At 43.5% G+C, this 17,463-nt stretch carries 18 protein-coding genes and 1 riboswitch; of the genes, 17 read left to right on the top strand and 1 reads right to left on the bottom strand.

The features are described from left to right. The first annotated feature begins 212 nt into the window (after window positions 1-212). Window positions 213-311: riboswitch (TPP riboswitch) on the top strand. Between the two features lie 73 nt (window positions 312-384). The 13 genes from thiT (at window position 385) to IV71_RS02640 (ending at window position 13,938) form a co-directional block, all read left to right on the top strand. Beyond that, on the top strand, window positions 385-954 hold the full coding sequence (gene thiT, locus IV71_RS02700; protein WP_010690864.1) for an energy-coupled thiamine transporter ThiT: 570 nt from the start codon (window positions 385-387) through the stop codon (window positions 952-954). A gap of 294 nt (window positions 955-1,248) precedes the next feature. Then, window positions 1,249-2,589 carry a branched-chain amino acid transport system II carrier protein gene (gene brnQ / locus IV71_RS02695; RefSeq protein WP_010690863.1) on the top strand — a complete coding sequence of 447 codons (1,341 nt, stop codon included), beginning with the start codon at window positions 1,249-1,251 and terminating at the stop codon, window positions 2,587-2,589. Window positions 2,590-2,849: 260 nt separating this feature from the next. After that, complete coding sequence (gene brnQ, locus IV71_RS02690) at window positions 2,850-4,193, top strand: branched-chain amino acid transport system II carrier protein (protein WP_010690862.1); 1,344 nt, start codon at window positions 2,850-2,852, stop codon at window positions 4,191-4,193. Between the two features lie 332 nt (window positions 4,194-4,525). Continuing rightward, complete coding sequence (locus tag IV71_RS02685) at window positions 4,526-5,665, top strand: amidohydrolase (RefSeq protein WP_010690861.1); 1,140 nt, start codon at window positions 4,526-4,528, stop codon at window positions 5,663-5,665. A gap of 27 nt (window positions 5,666-5,692) precedes the next feature. Next, window positions 5,693-6,517 (top strand): MetQ/NlpA family ABC transporter substrate-binding protein, encoded by an 825-nt coding sequence (locus tag IV71_RS02680; RefSeq protein WP_010690860.1) that lies wholly within the window; start codon window positions 5,693-5,695, stop codon window positions 6,515-6,517. Window positions 6,518-6,628: 111 nt separating this feature from the next. After that, the gene (locus IV71_RS02675) at window positions 6,629-6,970 is read left to right on the top strand and encodes a PadR family transcriptional regulator (protein WP_029489801.1); all 342 of its coding nucleotides are present in this window, start codon (window positions 6,629-6,631) and stop codon (window positions 6,968-6,970) included. Next, complete coding sequence (locus tag IV71_RS02670; protein ID WP_010690858.1) at window positions 6,960-7,802, top strand: DUF1129 domain-containing protein; 843 nt, start codon at window positions 6,960-6,962, stop codon at window positions 7,800-7,802. Before IV71_RS02675 ends, IV71_RS02670 begins: the two co-directional genes overlap by 11 nt. Before the next feature lie 224 nt (window positions 7,803-8,026). Next, window positions 8,027-10,138: an MMPL family transporter gene (locus tag IV71_RS02665; RefSeq protein ID WP_010690856.1), complete on the top strand. Its 2,112-nt coding sequence runs from the start codon at window positions 8,027-8,029 to the stop codon at window positions 10,136-10,138. Window positions 10,139-10,204: 66 nt separating this feature from the next. After that, window positions 10,205-11,383, top strand: a complete 1,179-nt coding sequence (locus IV71_RS02660; RefSeq protein ID WP_081460864.1) for a sensor histidine kinase — start codon at window positions 10,205-10,207, stop codon at window positions 11,381-11,383. Next, entirely contained in the window at window positions 11,384-12,013 is a 630-nt protein-coding gene (locus IV71_RS02655; protein ID WP_010690853.1) for a response regulator transcription factor, read from the top strand. Between the two features lie 100 nt (window positions 12,014-12,113). Continuing rightward, a complete protein-coding gene (locus IV71_RS02650) occupies window positions 12,114-12,431 on the top strand; it encodes a carboxymuconolactone decarboxylase family protein (RefSeq protein WP_010690850.1) in 318 nt (105 codons plus the stop codon). Next, window positions 12,431-12,838 carry a cupin domain-containing protein gene (locus tag IV71_RS02645; RefSeq protein ID WP_010690849.1) on the top strand — a complete coding sequence of 136 codons (408 nt, stop codon included), beginning with the start codon at window positions 12,431-12,433 and terminating at the stop codon, window positions 12,836-12,838. The genes IV71_RS02650 and IV71_RS02645 overlap by 1 nt, the downstream gene beginning before the upstream one ends. A gap of 68 nt (window positions 12,839-12,906) precedes the next feature. Further along, window positions 12,907-13,938 carry a zinc-binding dehydrogenase gene (locus IV71_RS02640; RefSeq protein WP_010690847.1) on the top strand — a complete coding sequence of 344 codons (1,032 nt, stop codon included), beginning with the start codon at window positions 12,907-12,909 and terminating at the stop codon, window positions 13,936-13,938. 33 nt (window positions 13,939-13,971) lie between these two features. On the opposite strand, the gene IV71_RS02635 is transcribed toward IV71_RS02640, so the two are convergent. Then, a complete protein-coding gene (locus IV71_RS02635) occupies window positions 13,972-14,409 on the bottom strand; it encodes a MerR family transcriptional regulator (protein ID WP_010690845.1) in 438 nt (145 codons plus the stop codon). Window positions 14,410-14,501: 92 nt separating this feature from the next. Here IV71_RS02635 and IV71_RS02630 point away from each other — a divergent pair, with 92 nt between their 5' ends. The 4 genes from IV71_RS02630 to IV71_RS02615 are packed head-to-tail and all read left to right on the top strand — an operon-like array spanning window position 14,502 to window position 17,405. Beyond that, window positions 14,502-15,254, top strand: coding sequence for an SDR family oxidoreductase (locus IV71_RS02630; protein WP_010690843.1), 753 nt, complete (start codon window positions 14,502-14,504; stop codon window positions 15,252-15,254). Between the two features lie 37 nt (window positions 15,255-15,291). Continuing rightward, entirely contained in the window at window positions 15,292-16,164 is an 873-nt protein-coding gene (locus IV71_RS02625) for an aldo/keto reductase (RefSeq protein ID WP_029489797.1), read from the top strand. Window positions 16,165-16,176: 12 nt separating this feature from the next. Beyond that, window positions 16,177-16,554 (top strand): DUF2255 family protein, encoded by a 378-nt coding sequence (locus IV71_RS02620; RefSeq protein ID WP_010690841.1) that lies wholly within the window; start codon window positions 16,177-16,179, stop codon window positions 16,552-16,554. After that, on the top strand, window positions 16,551-17,405 hold the full coding sequence (locus IV71_RS02615) for an alpha/beta hydrolase (RefSeq protein ID WP_010690840.1): 855 nt from the start codon (window positions 16,551-16,553) through the stop codon (window positions 17,403-17,405). The genes IV71_RS02620 and IV71_RS02615 overlap by 4 nt, the downstream gene beginning before the upstream one ends. The last annotated feature ends 58 nt before the right edge of the window (window positions 17,406-17,463 follow it).

Here is a 17,463-nt window from a genome sequence, read left to right as displayed (position 1 = left end):
GCTTTGCCGTCTTTATTGATGAGCAGCGTATGGGCCTACAGTTGTCGGGATCTGCTGTTGAACAGCGACTGGAGCAAACACGTCAAATTATTTTAGCGGGAATTTATCAGATTAATTAGACGGAGTCGGTTGCTAAAGCAACCGACTTTTTTATTGTGTGATGCTTGTCAAAAGCGCTTGGACCTGGTTATAATGGTGGTAACAAATAAATAACGTCCGTTTAGGGGAGCTCCTTGGAGCTGAGAGTGCGCAAGCCGACCCTTCGAACCTGTTGTGTTAAGACACGCGTAGGGAAAACAGAAAAGACTAAGACAACCGTCCGTTCGCTTTTGCTGTTTCGGATGGTTGTTTTTTTGTGGACTGATGTACTAAGAGGAGAAAAAAATGCAGAACACGCAGTCGCAAAATTTACGTTTTATTACGGAATTGGCGCTTTTCATCGCCCTATCCGTTGTCTTGAGTTTCTGGTCCATTCGTCTTTGGGGTGAGGGTGGCTCCATTTCATTTCAAATGGTACCAACGGTGATTATGGCGTATCGTTATGGCTATAAGGGTGGGTTAACAGTCGGAATTCTGTTTGGACTCATCAAGTTAATCTTAGGTGCCTACATTTTGACACCCTTTCAGGCGTTCCTGGATTACCCATTGGCTTTCGGGTTGGTCGGTTTCACAGCTGTGACTGTCCCAATGGTTAAGAAGGCCTTTGCGAACAAGGAAATGGGAAAGGGGACACTCTGGTTGATTGTTGGCGTCTTCGTGGGGTCTTTCTTGCGTTTCTTGTCCCATATGCTGTCAGCCGTCATTTTCTTTGGTCAATACGCACCAAAGGGCGAGGGTGTTTGGTTGTATTCCACTCTTTATAACGGATCGTACATGTTACCATCCTTTATTGCCTCAGCAGTTGTCTTGGTCATCATTGCCCGTGTTTATCCAAAGATGATTACGGTTGATTGAGCTTTCTTGACTTTAGTAAGCACATTTGCATAAAAAGTCTTGACAAGGCAATCTCATTTTGTTTTAATGTGAGTATCAAATGAAACGAGAAAAATCATGAACAACTTTTTGACTCACAATTCAGCCGTCGTCGTCAGCGTCGTTATCCGTTAGGATAGGGTGCTGATTTTTGGCCTGCCTATCCGACATTAGGATGGGCAGCTGATTGAGTCATTGACGAAGCCAGTTGCTTAACGCAACTGGCTTTTTTGTTTGTTTTGATTAACGAGTTTCAAAAAAATGAGGAGTATTACCATGCAAGAACAACGAGCGAGTAAGCGACAGCTCTTACTGATCACATCACTAATTTTCGGTCTCTTTTTCGGGGCCGGCAACCTAATTTTCCCCGTTCAACTGGGACAGTTGGCGGGTGGCCACGTCTGGCCCGCCATCTCTGGTTTCCTTTTAACCGGGGCTTTGCTACCATTCTTGGCAATGCTCGGGATGGCTTTGACCAAGTCAACGTCGGTTTTTGACATTGCCAAGCCAGTGGCTCCTTGGTTTGCAACCATCATGGTTGTGGCCATTCACTTTTCATTAGGGCCACTCTTTGCCACGCCACGTACGGCGGCAACGGCCTTTGCTATGGGAATTGCGCCATTGATTCCAACGGCCTATCAGCAACTCGCCATGTTGATTTTTTCAGCCATCTTCTTCTTGATGGTTTACCGATTGACTTTGAAAGAGTCGAACTTAACGAAGTGGGTTGGTAAGTACTTGAACCCACTGTTCTTGATTCTGTTAGCAGTGATTTTACTGCTCGCCTTAATCATGCCGATGGGTGGCTTGGACCAGAAGGTGTCTGGTGCCTACAAAGTCGCACCAGCCTTCCAAGGAATCCTGGAAGGGTATAACACAATGGATTGTTTGGCCCTCCTAGCCTTTGCGGTTTCAGTTGTTTACGCCGTTAAGAACATGGGCTTCTCCGACAAGCAGGTACCAAAGCTTCTGGCTAAGTCAGGATTACTGGCCATCTTATTAGAGTCACTGATTTACATCGCCACGGCACTCTTAGGGGTAACGTCATTGGGCATCATGCCAGTTTCTGATAATGGGGGAACGGCTTTATCGAACGTTATCATTCACTACACGGGAAACGTCGGTATTTTGATGACGGGTCTGATTGTTACATTAGCTGTTTTCACAACGGCGATGGGCTTGTCAGCTTCCTTCTCACAAGATTTGCATAAAGTCTTTCCAAAGATTTCATACAAAAACTGGTTGCGTGTTATCACCGTCGGATCGTTTATCACCGCAAATGCCGGGTTGACTAAAATCATTGCCTTTTCAATTCCTGCCTTGATGATTATCTATCCATTCACACTGGCACTAACCATCTTGGCCGTTTTGAATAAGTGGGTGAAGCAAAGCCCCATCATGTACCGGACGGTGATGGCCTTTATCACCATCCCGGCTTTGCTAGATGGTTTGTTGGCTTCACCCGCTAAGTCAACCGATTGGGCGCTTCAGGTGGCTGATGTTTACCATGCCATCATTCCATTGGCTGCTGAAGGTTTCGGCTGGGTACTACCAGCGATTATTGGTGCTTTGGTAGCCATGGTATGGCAGGCCATTCAACGGAAGCAAACCGCCTAAAGAATTGACAAGTTTTTCTCATTATGTTTTAATTGATTTATCAAATTAAGTGAGTAAACAAATGACGAATTCATTCCAAAACAACCAAGCCATTATTATCAGCATTATTATTCCATAGGGGTAGGTGCTGATGTTTTGGGCTGCCTATCCAAAAACGGATAGGCGGCTGAGCGAATGAATGTTGACCAGCTGCGTTTTACGTAGCTGGTTTTTTTATTTGTCGAAAAACTTAAGATGAAAAATTAAAGGAGTTTTTCATAATGGAAAAGCAGAAATTAACAACGAAGCAGCTCTTCTTAGTGGCTTCGCTCATCTTCGGTATGTTCTTTGGTGCCGGAAACTTGATCTTCCCAGTTCAATTGGGACAACTCGCCGGTCATAACTGGCTGCCCGCCGTGCTTGGCTTCCTTTTGACAGGTGCCCTGTTGCCATTCCTGGCCATGTTGGCGGTTTCTTTAACGGATTCCAAGTCCGTCTATGACATTGCCAAGCCAGTCGCCCCTTGGTTTGGAACGGTTGTGCTGGTGGCAATCCACTTCACCATCGGTCCACTCTTCGGAACGCCACGTACGGCGGCCACGGCCTTTGCCATGGGTGTCGCACCATTGGTTCCTGCTGGTTACCAGCAATTGGCCATGCTTGTTTTCTCAGCCGTCTTCTTTGGTCTGGCCTACTTCTTAACGGTCAAACAGTCCAATTTGATGAAGTGGGTCGGCAAGTATCTAAACCCCATCTTCTTGGTACTTTTGGGCTTGATCTTGGTTTTGTCCTTGGTTTTGCCAATGGGGGACTTGAGTCAACACGTGGCTTCGGCTTACCAGCACCACGCGGCTTTTCAAGGAATTTTGGACGGTTATAACACAATGGATGGTCTAGCGCTCTTAGCCTTGGCCGTTTCAGTTGTCTACGCCGTTCGCGCCCTTGGTTTCACTGGAACAAACGTTTCGAAAGTCTTGGCCAAGTCAGGTCTGGTTGCCATCCTGATGGAATCACTCATCTACGTGGCCACGGTTTTGCTCGGTGTCTCGTCGCTTGGAACAATGAAGGTTGCCGCCAATGGTGGAACGGCTTTTTCTGAAATCATCACGCATTACACGGGGAACGTCGGTGTTCTTTCAACCGGTGTCATTGTGACCTTGGCCGTCTTCACGACTGCCATGGGATTGTTCGTTTCCTTTGCTCAGGATCTGCACCGCGTCTTTCCGAAGGTTTCTTACCTCTGGTGGTTGCGCCTCATCGCCTTTGGTTCCTTTGTCACAGCCAACGCCGGTTTGACCAACATCATCGCTTGGTCAGCCCCCGTTTTGATGCTCTTGTACCCATATGCCTTGGCGCTGACTTTGCTAGGGGTCACGAACAAGTGGGTGAAGCAAGACGGCACGATGTACCGCTTTGTGGTTGCCGCGGTAACGGTGCCTGCCTTCTTGGATGCACTGGCCGCTTCACCATTGGCTAGCCAAGCCTGGGCCGCAAACGTGGTCAAGGGCTACACAACCAACTTGCCGCTGGCTGCCGAAGGCTTCGGTTGGGTGCTGCCAGCACTGGCTGGACTCGTTCTGGCACTTCTCTGGAAGTTCTTGAAGAAAGAAGAGTTTGGAGAATAAGTTTGCTTATCAATAGTGACTATAAAAGTCAGCTCAGATCAGGGCTGGCTTTTTATTTGTTTGACAGTGAAGAATTTCATGCTAAAATTATAACAAAATGAAAAGGAAGGGAAGATTCACGATGTCAATGAAGCAGATGAACTGCTGCTGTTACGAAAAGTAAGAGCTAGCAATCGAAATCCAATATGAACGATTGATTAGCTCCTGTCCAAGGTGACTTTTTAGCGTTCATATTGCATCAACTTGACTATCTTCGTGGATATAAAGCCCGTTAAGTGCCAGTTTTTCAGTATGACGATACTGAGACACTGGCTTTTTTTATGGAGAAAATGATGTTAACAGATGAAAAATGGGAAGACTTATACCGCTTCCGTCACAATTTACACAAGCATCCAGAATTACCGATGCAAGAATTTGAAACAACAGCACGTATCGAAGAACGTCTTAAGACTCTAGGTCTTGAAATCATAACACCCACCTCAATGAGAACCGGAGTAGTAGCTGCTCTTGGACCAAAAGAGGCACCGGTTATTGTGTTACGTGCCGATATTGACGCCCTGCCAATACAAGAAAAAACAGCGCTTTCGTATTCCTCAGTTACTCAGGGAATCATGCACGCTTGTGGGCATGACTTTCATACCGTCAGTTTGCTTGCAGCGGCCGAAAGAATAAAGGAAATGGAAGGTAGTTTGAACGTACGTGTTCTTTTTGTTTTCCAGCCTGCAGAGGAAACGCATCAAGGGGCTGAATTAGTGCTTCGTTCCCACATTTTAGAGGATGCTCAATTCATCATCGGTTTTCATAATGATCCAACAATGTCAGTCGGAACCCTTTCGATTGAAGGAGGGGCTCGAAATGCGGCGATTGACCAATTTAAAGTTAGGCTCCACGGAAAGGGAGGACACGCTGCCCATCCAGATAAAAACGTGGACCCCGTTCTGGGAATGGCCAACATTATCTCGTCTTTGCAAAGCATCGTGTCACGGCACATCAACCCGCAGCACGCTGCTGTGCTGTCCGTCACCCATGTCGAAGCTGGGTCAACATGGAACGTCATTCCTGATGATTCCTGGTTTGAAGGCACGATTCGAACATTTTCAACCGCTGACCAAACGTTGGCCAGAGAGCGATTCGAGCAGATTGTTAAACTTCAAGGCGAAGCATTTGGGCTGTCCTCTGAAATTGATTGGATTTCTGGGCCACCTGTTTTATGGAACAACGTTGATTTAGTAAAGCAAGTGAAGGATTCATTGAGGAAGAAATTGAACATTGTCGAAAGCGCACCATCAGCGGGAGGAGAAGATTTTGCTTTTTATAGCCAATCAATCCCAGCGTTGTTTGCTGAAGTTGGATCAGGAATAAGCACTGGTCTTCATCACTCAGATTTAAAAGTCGATGATGAAGGACTGAAAACGGCAGCCGCTTGGTACGTTGAAACGCTTAAAATCTTGTCTAAAAAATTAAGTGCTTAAAAATTAAGTTGCTAAAGGAGAAGGCAAATGACAAAAAAGAAGATGATTTTGCTGATTGTAGGTTTAGGTATTTTGTTACTGGCTTTTCTTTCATTTGGTCCAAAGCATAAAACTAGTAAAAGCAAAGTGATTACAGTTGCAACGGCCCCCGGGCCTTACAGCGAATTATTCATGAACGGCATTAAACCCATCCTCGAAAAGGAAGGTTATACCGTTAAAAGTAAAAATTTTAGCAACTTATTAAATGCCGACATTGCTCTTGATAATAATGAAGCGGATTTAAGCGTTGACCAACATAGTGCTTATCTCAAAAACTTTAACAAAGAGAAAAAAGGTGTTTTAACTGGCATTATTAAGATTCCAACGATTCCCATGGGACTTTATCAAGGTGCGAAGAAGAGTTTGGCAGCTCTTCAGGACGGCGATCGAATTGCCGTACCTGAAGATGCCTCGAACAAGGCACGAGCTTACCGGATCTTGTCTCAGAATGGGCTGATTCGTTTGAAAGATGGTGTTAACGAAGTGACTGTGACGCAAAAAGATATTGCGGATAATCCGAAGAACTTACAGTTCACAGAGATTGATTCATCGACAATTCCACGCGTGAAGGACGAATTCGACTACGTCGTTTTGCCTGGTTCAGTTGCTTACGCTGCCAAAGTACCAGCAAAGGAGAATCTATTAAAAGAAAAAGTGATGGATGATTATTACTTGGTCCTCACAGTGAACAAGGTAAACAAGAACAAGAAGTGGGTCCAGGTTGTAAAGCACGCTTATGAATCAGAAGAGTTTAAGAGGTACTTCGAAAGTAAAAACGAGGACAATTCCTGGGTAACGGCTGATAAAAGCTGATTTTTACGAAACGAGCAAAAGACTCGTTTTTTTAATGGTCAACTAGTATGCTTTACAAAGTAGTCAGTATCCTGTAGACTGTCGTTATTGATGAAGAAAGGATCAGAAAAAATGGTGCAGACAATTTCTAGTCAACTATTGAAAGGGTTTCTTCAGGGAATTCTGTTGAGCATATTAGAAAAACAGCCGAACTATGGGTACGGAATTGCCATTGCGCTCGACGAGATAGGACTTGGACAGGTTCCGAAAGGAACGATTTATCCTTTATTAGCAACCATGGAAAAGAGAGGGCTGCTGAAATCGGAGAGTCGTCCGTCTTCTGATGGACCAGATCGAAAGTATTATTTACCAACAAGTGCTGGGATTGAAGCCAAGCAAGACTTTTATAATCAATGGCACCAGTTGGAGAAAACGATGGCATTCATGATGACAGGAGAAACAAATGACAGTTGACCAATTAATTGAACGAAATAATGAATTACGTACTGGACTAAATGACGATAATGAAAAATTTTACGCAGATTTTCTCGTTTATGCCCGCACGACGAACTGGTTGAAGGATGAACAGGCAATTGAAGAGCAATTACTGAGCATTCTGCAAGATATTTTAGAAGCGCAAAAGAACGGTCAAAATGCTGCAGAATATTTTGGGACAGATCCGCAACGGGTTGCTGATTCATTGTTAAAGAATTTACCCATTCGTTGGTCTTCCTTTGCGAAATTGCTTTTTTATACATTCTTTGGATACTTAGCCATCGCCTTTATTCCGGCCATTTCCGTTCCTGGTAAAGTCGTGGACCTTGGTTCCTACATGATGGCTGGTTTGTACTTAACGGTTGCCGCCTGTATTGCAACCTGGGTAATGGGTGCCGCTATCTATCGTTTCCAGAAAATAACACTGCCGAACTGGGTGAAGTTAACCATCGGTGCTTTAGCCGGAATTGTCTTGATTTTTCCAGCCTTTGCCATTTCATTGTGGTTAAAAACAACACTTCGATTTTCCTTTGATGGCTGGGTTGGAATCACAACGATTGTGGTCATGCTGGTTGTCTTAGCGATTTACCAGAAAATTGCCAAGGCTAACCAATTCATTAATCGCCCCATCTACTACTACATTATCTTCCAAGCCTTAGTCGGCATCGGCACCCGTTTGCCTTTTATGGAAGGACTCACGAGCACAAAGAGCGGAAAGCTTGTTCTGGTAGCTTTGCTGGTTCTCGGCTTACTCATCTTCTGGCTTGTTTCCTGGCGGACGTTAAAAAAGCTGAAGAATGATGATGAATAAACAAAATAAAAACGAACATCATTTGATGTTCGTTTTTTATTTGACTTTTAAATGGCGGGAACGAAAGGCAATGGCAAATCCGACAACCATCAAGAAAATTCCAAGCTAAGTACCAATAGGAAGAATTGCCCAAAAGGGCAATCAATTATGGCCCTAAAGTTAGACAAGTCTTTTCCAATCATCGTTATAGTGAAGGCTGTGATTTAATTAAAGGAGATCTACTTATGGGAAAAGCATTAAGTCGACTAGGTGGCTGGATATTCAGCCACGCTAAGTCGACAATCACAATCGTTCTGGCGATAACAGCATTAGTCATTGGGGTCGCCATTCATCAGGGAGCAGACTTTGCGGGGGCATCTCTGAACTTACCAAATTCACAGTCGCAAAAGGCGATGTCGGTAATGAACAAGGAATTTTCTCAAACCGATTCGTCGAAGGGAACCATTAAAATTGTTTTCCATAGTGAAAATGGTCAAGATTTAACATCCACTGATAATCAAAATAAGATTCAGGAATTGTTGAATCAAGTTCAGAAACAAGAGCATGTCAAGAATGTTGTCTCACCAGCAAATTTGCATAGTTACAGTGCTGATAAGAAGACGGCCTATGCAAGTGTTAACTACAATCAAAAGAGTGAAGATGTTTCAGCAACAGAAATTAATCGGGTTAAGAAGCAACTCGCCATTACGCGTGATGCAAAAATTCAAACCGAACTTTCTGGAAACGTGACGTTCTCAACAGTTGATCAAAGTGAAACGACTGAGGGCGTTGGGATTATTGTAGCGTACGTGGTTTTGGCCATAACATTTGCTTCATTACTGGTCGCTGGCTTGCCAATCTTGTCGGCTATTCTTGGCTTAGCCGTTTCAATGATGATCGTTATGCTTTTGACAAATGTCATGAGTATTCCTTCTACTTCTTCAGCCTTAGTTGGAATGATGGGGCTAGCTGTTGGTATAGATTACGCTCTCTTTATCATTTCACGTTACCGTCAGGAAATCGCTCTTGGTAAAGAACGCAAAGAAGCAATGAAGGCTGCAATGTCGACAGCGGGAGTATCCGTTGTCTTTGCCGGTGCTACAGTAATGGTCGCCATGGCTGCCATGGTGGTGTTGAAGATTGATTTTCTTGCAAAAATGGGTATCGCTGCTGCCATTGGCGTATTCTTCGCTGTATTGATGTCTTTGACCCTCGTTCCCGCTATTTTATTCTTATTAGGTGATCGTGTGACGGGGCAAAAGAAAAACGGAGTTTTGAATTCATTTGCAAAGTTCCGTATCAAGGGTGGCTTCGGTCGCTTTGTTGTTAAACACCGTATCAAGACCTTGGTATTGGCAATCGCTGCCCTGGTTTTGATTGCCATCCCCGTTCTTCACATGAACCTTGGATTGCCAAATGATGGGGAAAGTTCACCAAAGCAAACCGAACGTCGCGCTTATGATATGCAAAAGGCGGGTTACGGCGATGGCGTTAATGCAACGTTGGTTATTCTTGCTAAAACGGATGATGCTGCTAAGGCTAGTCATGCCGGTGATCAAATTAAGCAACTAAAGAACGTGGCCAACGTGACACCAGCAATGCCTGGAAAGTCAGGAAAGTACTATTTGCTTGCTGTCACACCGAAGACGGATGCAAATGATCCGAAAACAAAGAAATTAGTGACCGATATTCGCGACCTGTCAGTCAAGAAAACACAGGCTTCACTTATGGTCACAGGAGCAACAGCGATTAACGTTGATGTAACGGATGCCATTGCTTCTGCTATACCAAAGTTTGCTTTGTTGATCATTGCCTTTGCCTTCATCCTTTTGATGATGGCTTTCCGCTCAATCCTGATTCCATTAGTGGCGGTTGCTGGATTCGGTTTGTCACTCTGTGCAACCTTAGGCGCCGTCGTTTGGATTGTACAAGATGGAAACATGCTTGACTTCTTCCAAATTCCGTCAAAAGCCTCATTACTTGCTTTTATGCCAGTTTTGGTTATTGGAATTATGTTTGGACTGGCGATGGATTATGAGATTTTCTTAGTTAGTCGAATTCGTGAAGAGTATAATCGAACAAAGGATACGACGCATTCAGTTATTGTTGGCTTACAAGAAAATGGTACTGTCGTCTTTGCTGCTATCGTCATTATGGCTTCTGTTTTTGCAGGTTTCATCTTCTCTCCAGAAGGGATCATTAAGTCAATTGGTTTGTCCTTCACTTTCGGTGTTATTTTTGATGCATTGATTGTCCGAATGATCATTGTACCAGCGGCTATTGCACTATTTGGTAAGGCTAACTGGTATCTACCAAAGTGGCTGGATAAGATTGTGCCACAATTACACGTCGATTAAAATAAGAAAGGCTAGTTCAATGTATGGACTAGTTTTTCGTACATAAACAGGGAATTTAAATAAAATATGACTGACGAACATACGACTATTATTCAGAGAGAAACCTTACGAGGGTTGCGGTTACCTTTTATGCTTTGGGTTATTCTTGGTACGGCGATCGCTCTTTATGCTAGTTTTCATGAATTAACGCCCTTGGATGTGGTGTTGGTATCTGGCATTGGGATGATACAGGCCATTCTCATTGCGGTGACTTTTAAAAAAGTCATGATTCGTCAATGGTCAATGACTGCCCAAATATTAATGTTAATGCTGGTGATGTTTATCATTCATGGACTAGGTTCGGGCGTCATTCTCTTAGCTATTTCACCAATTTTAATTATTCAAGCAATTATTTTTGAACATCTTCGCTGGGCAAATATATCAACAATTATTGCCCTTGGAATTTTCTTTTTGGCATTTATTATTCAGCATAATAATTTTGCCTACGTTCTTTTTTACTGTGAAGTCGCATTGTTAATGCTCTTAATTATTTTCTTGTTTGCTAAAAACTATCAGAGTAGTTTGAATAAGCAAATTGATCTTCGGAATGCCAATGCCGAATTACAAATTGCCTATAATACGGTTGATCAATTAACGGCGGCACGAGAACGAGAACGAATTGCTCGTGATTTACACGATACGCTTTTACAAGATATGACTGGCCTTTCCATGCAATTGGACGTTTTGACTAAGCTACTTGAAAGGGGGAATGTTGATTCAGCCAAGGAAATTGCAGATAAGGCGAATCGATTGGCGAAGGAAACGTTAGTCGCCTCACGTCAAGTGGTAACCGCGATGAGGGATAAAGAGGAGCAGAATGTTTCGTTTCAAAATCGATTAGATATTCTTTTAAAGACGTTTTATTCGAATTATAATTTAAGTGTTCAGCGGCAAATACAGACCCAAGCAGTACTAACTGAACAGAGAGCTGCTTTACTAATTCGTGTGATTTCGGAAGCCTTAATGAACATCGTTAAACATAGTCAGTCAGAATTTGCTCTGATAAAAATAAACGAAGACGAAAAAGATTTGGTCATTCAAATTATCGATTACGGAGCGGGATTTGACGTCAAGCAGGGTAAAAAGCGGATGAAACACTATGGCTTACAGGGGATGCACGAACGTGTAAGTGAACTTAGTGGGACAATTGATGTAGAAAGTAAAATTGGGGAAGGAACGACCGTTACCATTCGGTTGCCAAAGTAAATGAACGTTTTAATTGTTGATGATCATATGATTGTACGAGAAGGATTAAAATTAATTTTAGAAAATGCCGATCGTGACTTTCAGGCTCTTCAAGCTAGCAAGGGTCAGGAAGCAATCAATCTTTTAAAGTCGAAAACCGATATTAAACTTATTTTACTTGATATCAAGATGGAAAAGGTTGATGGGATTGAGGTGATGCGCTTTGTTTCATCGCACTGTCCTGAAATTCCGGTCATTGTATTAACCACTTATGATACTGATGAAGTGGTCAAAGAGATGTTGGCTTTAGGAGCCAAATCATTTTTGCTGAAAGATGCGGATAGCGATAAAATCATCGAAACGATATCGCAGGTATTGGCAGGAAATACCGTTTTATCAACTGAAATGGCAGCAAAGGCTTTCCGTACAAAAAATGATGCCATTGTTTCGAATGCTCGACTAACCGAGCGGCAACAAGACATCTTAGATTGGCTGGTAGCAGGTTTTCGCAACAAAGAGATTGCCGATAAAATTTTTGTCTCGGAACGAACAGTTAAAAATGAGTTAACTCAAATATATAATCAGTTCGGTGTTTCATCGCGATCGGAAGCGGTCGCCTTTGCATTTAAATATGGATTAGTCAACGAATAAGAGCAAAGTGGAAATAATTCTTGCTTTGCTCTTTTTAGTTTTGTTCTTGACCTAAAGTTAACTTTAGGGTTTAAGGTGAATCTATCAAATGGAGGTGAATATGACAGAAAAAGTAACAGCAGGTCGTGATCACTTGGGGCAGGTTGCGTCTGATTTTGCCCGGTATAATGATGATATTTTGTTTGGTGAAGTCTGGGCCGACAAAACGTTGCCACCAAAAACAAGGAGCATTGCCACCGTTTCAGCCCTCATGTCGATGGGGGCTTTTGAGCAATTGCTCGTTCATATGGCAAAGGCCAAAGAAAATGGCGTGAGTGAGAAAGAAATGGCTGCTTTGATTACCCAACTGGCCTTCTATGCTGGTTGGCCAAAGGGCTGGTCTGCCTTTAACATTTTAAAGAAAGTATACGGAGAATAATGATGGCGAACTTTGATAAATTAAAGAACGGTGGAATCTTTGGCAAAGGTGTCTTGAATCCTTATGGCCAGTTTTTCATTGGTGATACCTTTTTGAATGGTTTGACAACAAGTCCGGATGAAAAAATTTCAGTTGGCACGGTGACTTTTGAACCTGGATCACGTAATAACTGGCACATTCACCATGATGGTTACCAAATTCTCTTGGTGACCGATGGGGAAGGATGGTACCAAGAAGAGGGACAGCCCGCACAATCATTGAAGCAGGGTGATGTCGTGATGACGAAAGATGGAATTAAGCACTGGCACGGTGCAAAGGTCGATTCCTGGTTCGAACACATTGCCATCACAGCCGGAACACCTGAATGGTTAAATACAGTGAGTGATGCAGAGTATAACAAGTTGTGAGCTACTTTGCATTCATGAGCTAGGTGGTTCACAATGATCGTAACGAGTATGAAAAAGGAGATATAACAATGAAAGCAGCCGTTTTTGTTAAGCCAGGACAGGTCGAGATGCAAGAAGTGGAGAAGCCAACCATTCAGGGGCCAAAGGACGCCGTGATTAAGACAGTCCGTGCTTCGGTTTGTGGGTCTGACCTCTGGTTTTATCGGGGAATTTCAAAACGCGAATCCGGTAGCCAAGTCGGCCACGAAGCCATTGGAATTGTCGAAGAAGTCGGCGCAGGGGTGACGAATGTTAAGCCTGGCGACTTTGTCATTGCGCCCTTTACTCACGGCTGTGGGGAGTGCCAAGCCTGCTTAGCCGGCTTTGACGGTGATTGTCTTGACCCTAATAAGGGTGGTTCAACTGGTTATCAAGCGGAATACATCGGTTTTAAAAACGCCGACTGGGCATTGGTTAAGATCCCGGGACAGCCAGAAGACTATACAGAAGATCAATTAAAGTCCTTTATGACTTTGTCAGACATTATGGCAACCGGTTATCACGCCGCAGCGACTGCTGAAGTCAAGGAAGGTGACACGGCCGTTGTCATGGGTGATGGCGCCGTTGGTTTGGCCGGTGTTATTTCTGCTAAGTTGCGTGGGGCCAAGCGGATTATTTTAATGTCCCGACACGCTGACCGTCAGGCCCTCGGAAAGGAATTTGGCGCAACGGACATTGTCGAGGAACGTGACCAAGCAGGTATTGACCATGTTATGCAATTGACGGGTGCTGGTGCTGATGCCGTTTTGGAGTGTGTCGGTTCCGAGCAAGCGGTTAATACTGCCGTAAAGTTGGGCCGCCCTGGTGCCATTGTCGGCCGTGTTGGTATTCCACAAGATCCAATGATGAATACCAATAACCTGTTCTTTAAGAACATCGGCTTGCGCGGTGGAATTGCGGCGGTCACGACCTATGACCGGGCCTCACTCCTACAAGCGGTCTTGGATGGCAAGATTAACCCTGGTAAAGTCTTCACCAAGCAATTTGAATTGAAGGACATTCAAAAGGCCTATGAAGCCATGGACAAGCGTGAAGCAATTAAGTCATTGCTGGTCTTTTAATTGCGAAATAAAAAAGCGCCATTGGCGCTTTTTTTAATGTTCATATGGGAAGTTCTCTTGGATTTGTTTTGGTAATTTGTCAAAGGGGATTGCCTTAACGGCCTCTTCAGAGCCTAATTTCATTGCCATTTCGTAATACCAGCACTTATAACGCAGCAGGTTATCGACTCGCTTCAAATCGTTTAACTGTTTTTCAACTTGGGCGCGTTGATTGACAAAGAGGTCTTTTCTTTCTTCAAAAGTTTCGGAACCCATTGTTGTCCAGTCCATGAATTGTTTGATGTCGGGAATGGATAGTCCGGATTTCTTTAAACATTCAATCACTTGAATGCCGGCCAACTCCTTATCAGAAAATTTCCGAATCCCGGATTCACGTTGCAGTCCAGGGAAAAGTCCTTCTCGATCGTAGTAGCGAAGGGTTGGTACGGAAAGGTTTGTTTTCTTTGAAACTTCACCAATTGTCAATGTCATCAAATTTCTCCTTTACCTAAAGTCAACTTTAGGGTTTAACATAAAACATGTTAACAGAATTAATTGAAAAAGAAAAGAAATGAGGTTTTTAGATGGCAATTAAAAACAAAGTTGTGATTATTATGGGAGCAACTTCCGGAATGGGTCGTGCGACTGCTCTGAAGTTAAACAAAGAAGGAGCAAAAGTCTTTATTTCCGGTCGTCGAAAAGAGCGCTTAGAAGAAATTGCTAAGGAAGTGGCTTACCCAGAAAACCTGAAGTACTTAACTGCGGATGTTTCACAGCCCCAGGAAGTGCGGGCGGTAATCGACCAGGCAATTGCGGACTTTGGTCGTGTCGATGTACTCTTTAACAACGCGGGTGTGATGCCGCTTGGACAGTTGTCAGATCCAAATTATGATATCTCGGTTTGGAAGCGTATCTTTGACACGAATTTGATTGGTGTACTAAACGGTATCAAAGCTGTGCTACCACAAATGCAAAAGCAGCAGAGTGGCCTGGTTATTTCGACTTCATCCGTTGTCGGACATGTCGTCATGCCCGCTGGTGCCGCCTACTCCGCATCAAAGTTTGGCGTGCGTGCCATTATGGAAACATTGCGGCAAGAAGAAAACCAGAACGGGATTCGTTCGGCCATTATTTCACCAGGTGCAACGAATACAGAACTAATTCATTCAATTGGTAACGAAGCCATTGAAAAGAATTTATCTGAGTCATTCGGTAATGATGCGGATTACTCACTACGAGCAGAAGACATTGCCAACGCCGTTGCCTACATGGTTGACCAGCCAGAACACGTGGATGTTAACGAGATGATTATTCGTCCACGAAAGCAAGAGATTTAAAATAATTTCTTTTGGATAAAAATGAAAGGGGATTAAAGTGAATAATTTTCAGACATTAAGGAACGGCGTTAAAATGCCCCTAGTTGGATTTGGCGTTTTTCAAATCAGTGATTTAGATGAGACACAACAGGTAGTTGAGCTGGCGATTAAAAATGGTTATCGATTAATTGATACTGCTTCGTCATATGGAAATGAAGAAGCGGTTGGCCGTGCGATTCAAGAATCTGGCGTCGACCGAAAACAACTATTCATTACAACAAAGGCATTTGTAAATGAAATGGGTTATCGACAGACAGTTCAGGCCTTTTATCAATCACTTGACAAGTTAAAGCTTGATTATATTGATCTCTACCTCATTCATATGCCATTCGGTGATTATTATGGCTCTTACCAAGCAATTATTGATTTATATAAGGCTGGTAAAATCCGCGCTATTGGTGTCAGCAATTTTGATGAGGCAAAATTAATTGATCTAGTTAAAAATGTCGAAATAGTACCACATGTTAATCAAATTGAACACCATCCTCACTTCCAGCGGCCCGAGTTACTCAAGTTTATGGCAGAAAATAAGATTCAACCAGAAGCTTGGGCACCCTTTGCTGAAGGGATGAATGGGATGTTTACCGAGCCGGTTTTGACGGAAATTACTCAGGCACATGAAAAATCAGTCGCACAAGTGATTCTTCGCTGGAATATTCAGCAAGGCATTATCGTTATACCAAAATCAACACATGAAAATCGAATTCAAGAGAATTTTTCTGTTTTTGACTTTGAGCTAACACAAGACGAAATGACGAGAATCAATCAATTGGATTTGAAGAAACCATCAATGTTAGATGTTAATGATCCGGCTGAAGTTGAGCGTGTTTATCACTATCTCGAAAATCCGGTCGTTACAACGTTAAAATAATAAGGAGGATTTATGATCTGGACAACTGAAACACTGAACCGCATTAACGAAGCCGACGACTTGCACATCGCACCATTCCGTGCAAACGGTGTTGCGGGAACCCCAACCTGGATTTGGGAGGTTGTTGTTGACAATCGCTTGTTCGTTCGTGCTTATAACGGTCAGAAGTCTTCCTGGTATCAAAGTGCGATGGCAAACAGGACCGGGATTATTCAAGCGGCTGGTCAGGACTTTGACGTGACTTTCCAGCCAATTGACGATGCGTCCTTGCTAAGCAAAATCGACGACGCCTACAAGGCAAAGTACGCACCATCCCCATACGTTACCCCGATGATTGCTGAGCAATCACGGCAGGCGACCGTTGAAATTCAACTGAAAGATAAGAAATGAAAAAATACAAAAAAGTTCTACTTATCCTGATTCCGCTCCTTGTCGTGGTGGTCGCTGCCGCGGCCTTTCTTTATCAACGGCAACAGAACCAAACGAAAAGCAATGAGCCCAAGCCAACGGAAGCAACGGTGTTCTTCCACGGTTATGGTTCATCACGAAATGCCGAAAAAAACATGAGTAACTATCTGATTAAGCAAAAGGTTTCGAACCGTACGATTAACGTCACGGTTTCAAAGAACGGAAAAGTCGACTTTTCAGGCCAAGCCAAGGCTGGTGACAAAAATCCAATTTACCTCGTCCAATTTAACGATAATCGTAATTCAGACTTTTCTAAGACAAACCAATGGGTAACGACTATTATGACCCAGTTGCACAAACAAGGCATTCAATCGGTCAACCTAATTGGCCATTCCATGGGAAACATGGCCATTGTCTATTATCTGAAGAATCATGTGCAGCAGAGTAGCCAGCTGCCAGCGGTTAAGCGCGAAATTGACATTGCTGGTCACTTTAACGGTTTGAACCGTCAAGAGGCGGCTTTCTCGTCATTGAATGAACAGGGACAGCCTAGTCAGGAAACCGACACCTTCAAGGCCTTAGCTGGATTGGAAAAGTACTACCAGAACAACTCAACGAAGGTGCTAAACATCTACGGGAACAGTACGGGATCGACACAGTCCGATTCGACGGTGCCAAACAATTCTTCCAAGTCGCTGAAGTACTTTGTTCAATCACCAAGTACTTACCAGGAACGGTTAATTTCAGGCAAGAACGCTCAGCATTCGAAACTTCACGAAAATCAAGAGGTAGATGAGTTATCAGTCAAGTTTTTGACGGATAAACTATCATAATTTATTTAATAAGGGACAAACATTTATTGTTTGTCCTTTTTTTAATTTGGCCTCACAC

It is taken from the genome of Fructobacillus fructosus KCTC 3544 (assembly GCF_001438695.1).
Taxonomy (GTDB): domain Bacteria; phylum Bacillota; class Bacilli; order Lactobacillales; family Lactobacillaceae; genus Fructobacillus; species Fructobacillus fructosus.
This window is presented reverse-complemented; position numbering and strand designations above follow the sequence as displayed.

What these genes read in the sequence shown, in the direction of transcription:
- brnQ (WP_010690862.1), top strand. Translation starts at nt 2,850, where the DNA reads ATGGAAAAGCAGAAATTAACAACGAAGCAGCTCTTCTTAGTGGCTTCG.
- IV71_RS02665 (WP_010690856.1), top strand. Translation starts at nt 8,027, where the DNA reads ATGGGAAAAGCATTAAGTCGACTAGGTGGCTGGATATTCAGCCACGCT.
- IV71_RS02650 (WP_010690850.1), top strand. Translation starts at nt 12,114, where the DNA reads ATGACAGAAAAAGTAACAGCAGGTCGTGATCACTTGGGGCAGGTTGCG.
- IV71_RS02635 (WP_010690845.1), bottom strand. Translation starts at nt 14,409, where the DNA reads ATGACATTGACAATTGGTGAAGTTTCAAAGAAAACAAACCTTTCCGTA.
- IV71_RS02670 (WP_010690858.1), top strand. Translation starts at nt 6,960, where the DNA reads ATGACAGTTGACCAATTAATTGAACGAAATAATGAATTACGTACTGGA.
- IV71_RS02620 (WP_010690841.1), top strand. Translation starts at nt 16,177, where the DNA reads ATGATCTGGACAACTGAAACACTGAACCGCATTAACGAAGCCGACGAC.
- IV71_RS02630 (WP_010690843.1), top strand. Translation starts at nt 14,502, where the DNA reads ATGGCAATTAAAAACAAAGTTGTGATTATTATGGGAGCAACTTCCGGA.
- IV71_RS02685 (WP_010690861.1), top strand. Translation starts at nt 4,526, where the DNA reads ATGTTAACAGATGAAAAATGGGAAGACTTATACCGCTTCCGTCACAAT.
- IV71_RS02680 (WP_010690860.1), top strand. Translation starts at nt 5,693, where the DNA reads ATGACAAAAAAGAAGATGATTTTGCTGATTGTAGGTTTAGGTATTTTG.
- IV71_RS02660 (WP_081460864.1), top strand. Translation starts at nt 10,205, where the DNA reads ATGACTGACGAACATACGACTATTATTCAGAGAGAAACCTTACGAGGG.
- IV71_RS02675 (WP_029489801.1), top strand. Translation starts at nt 6,629, where the DNA reads ATGGTGCAGACAATTTCTAGTCAACTATTGAAAGGGTTTCTTCAGGGA.
- IV71_RS02655 (WP_010690853.1), top strand. Translation starts at nt 11,384, where the DNA reads ATGAACGTTTTAATTGTTGATGATCATATGATTGTACGAGAAGGATTA.
- IV71_RS02615 (WP_010690840.1), top strand. Translation starts at nt 16,551, where the DNA reads ATGAAAAAATACAAAAAAGTTCTACTTATCCTGATTCCGCTCCTTGTC.
- thiT (WP_010690864.1), top strand. Translation starts at nt 385, where the DNA reads ATGCAGAACACGCAGTCGCAAAATTTACGTTTTATTACGGAATTGGCG.
- IV71_RS02645 (WP_010690849.1), top strand. Translation starts at nt 12,431, where the DNA reads ATGATGGCGAACTTTGATAAATTAAAGAACGGTGGAATCTTTGGCAAA.
- brnQ (WP_010690863.1), top strand. Translation starts at nt 1,249, where the DNA reads ATGCAAGAACAACGAGCGAGTAAGCGACAGCTCTTACTGATCACATCA.
- IV71_RS02640 (WP_010690847.1), top strand. Translation starts at nt 12,907, where the DNA reads ATGAAAGCAGCCGTTTTTGTTAAGCCAGGACAGGTCGAGATGCAAGAA.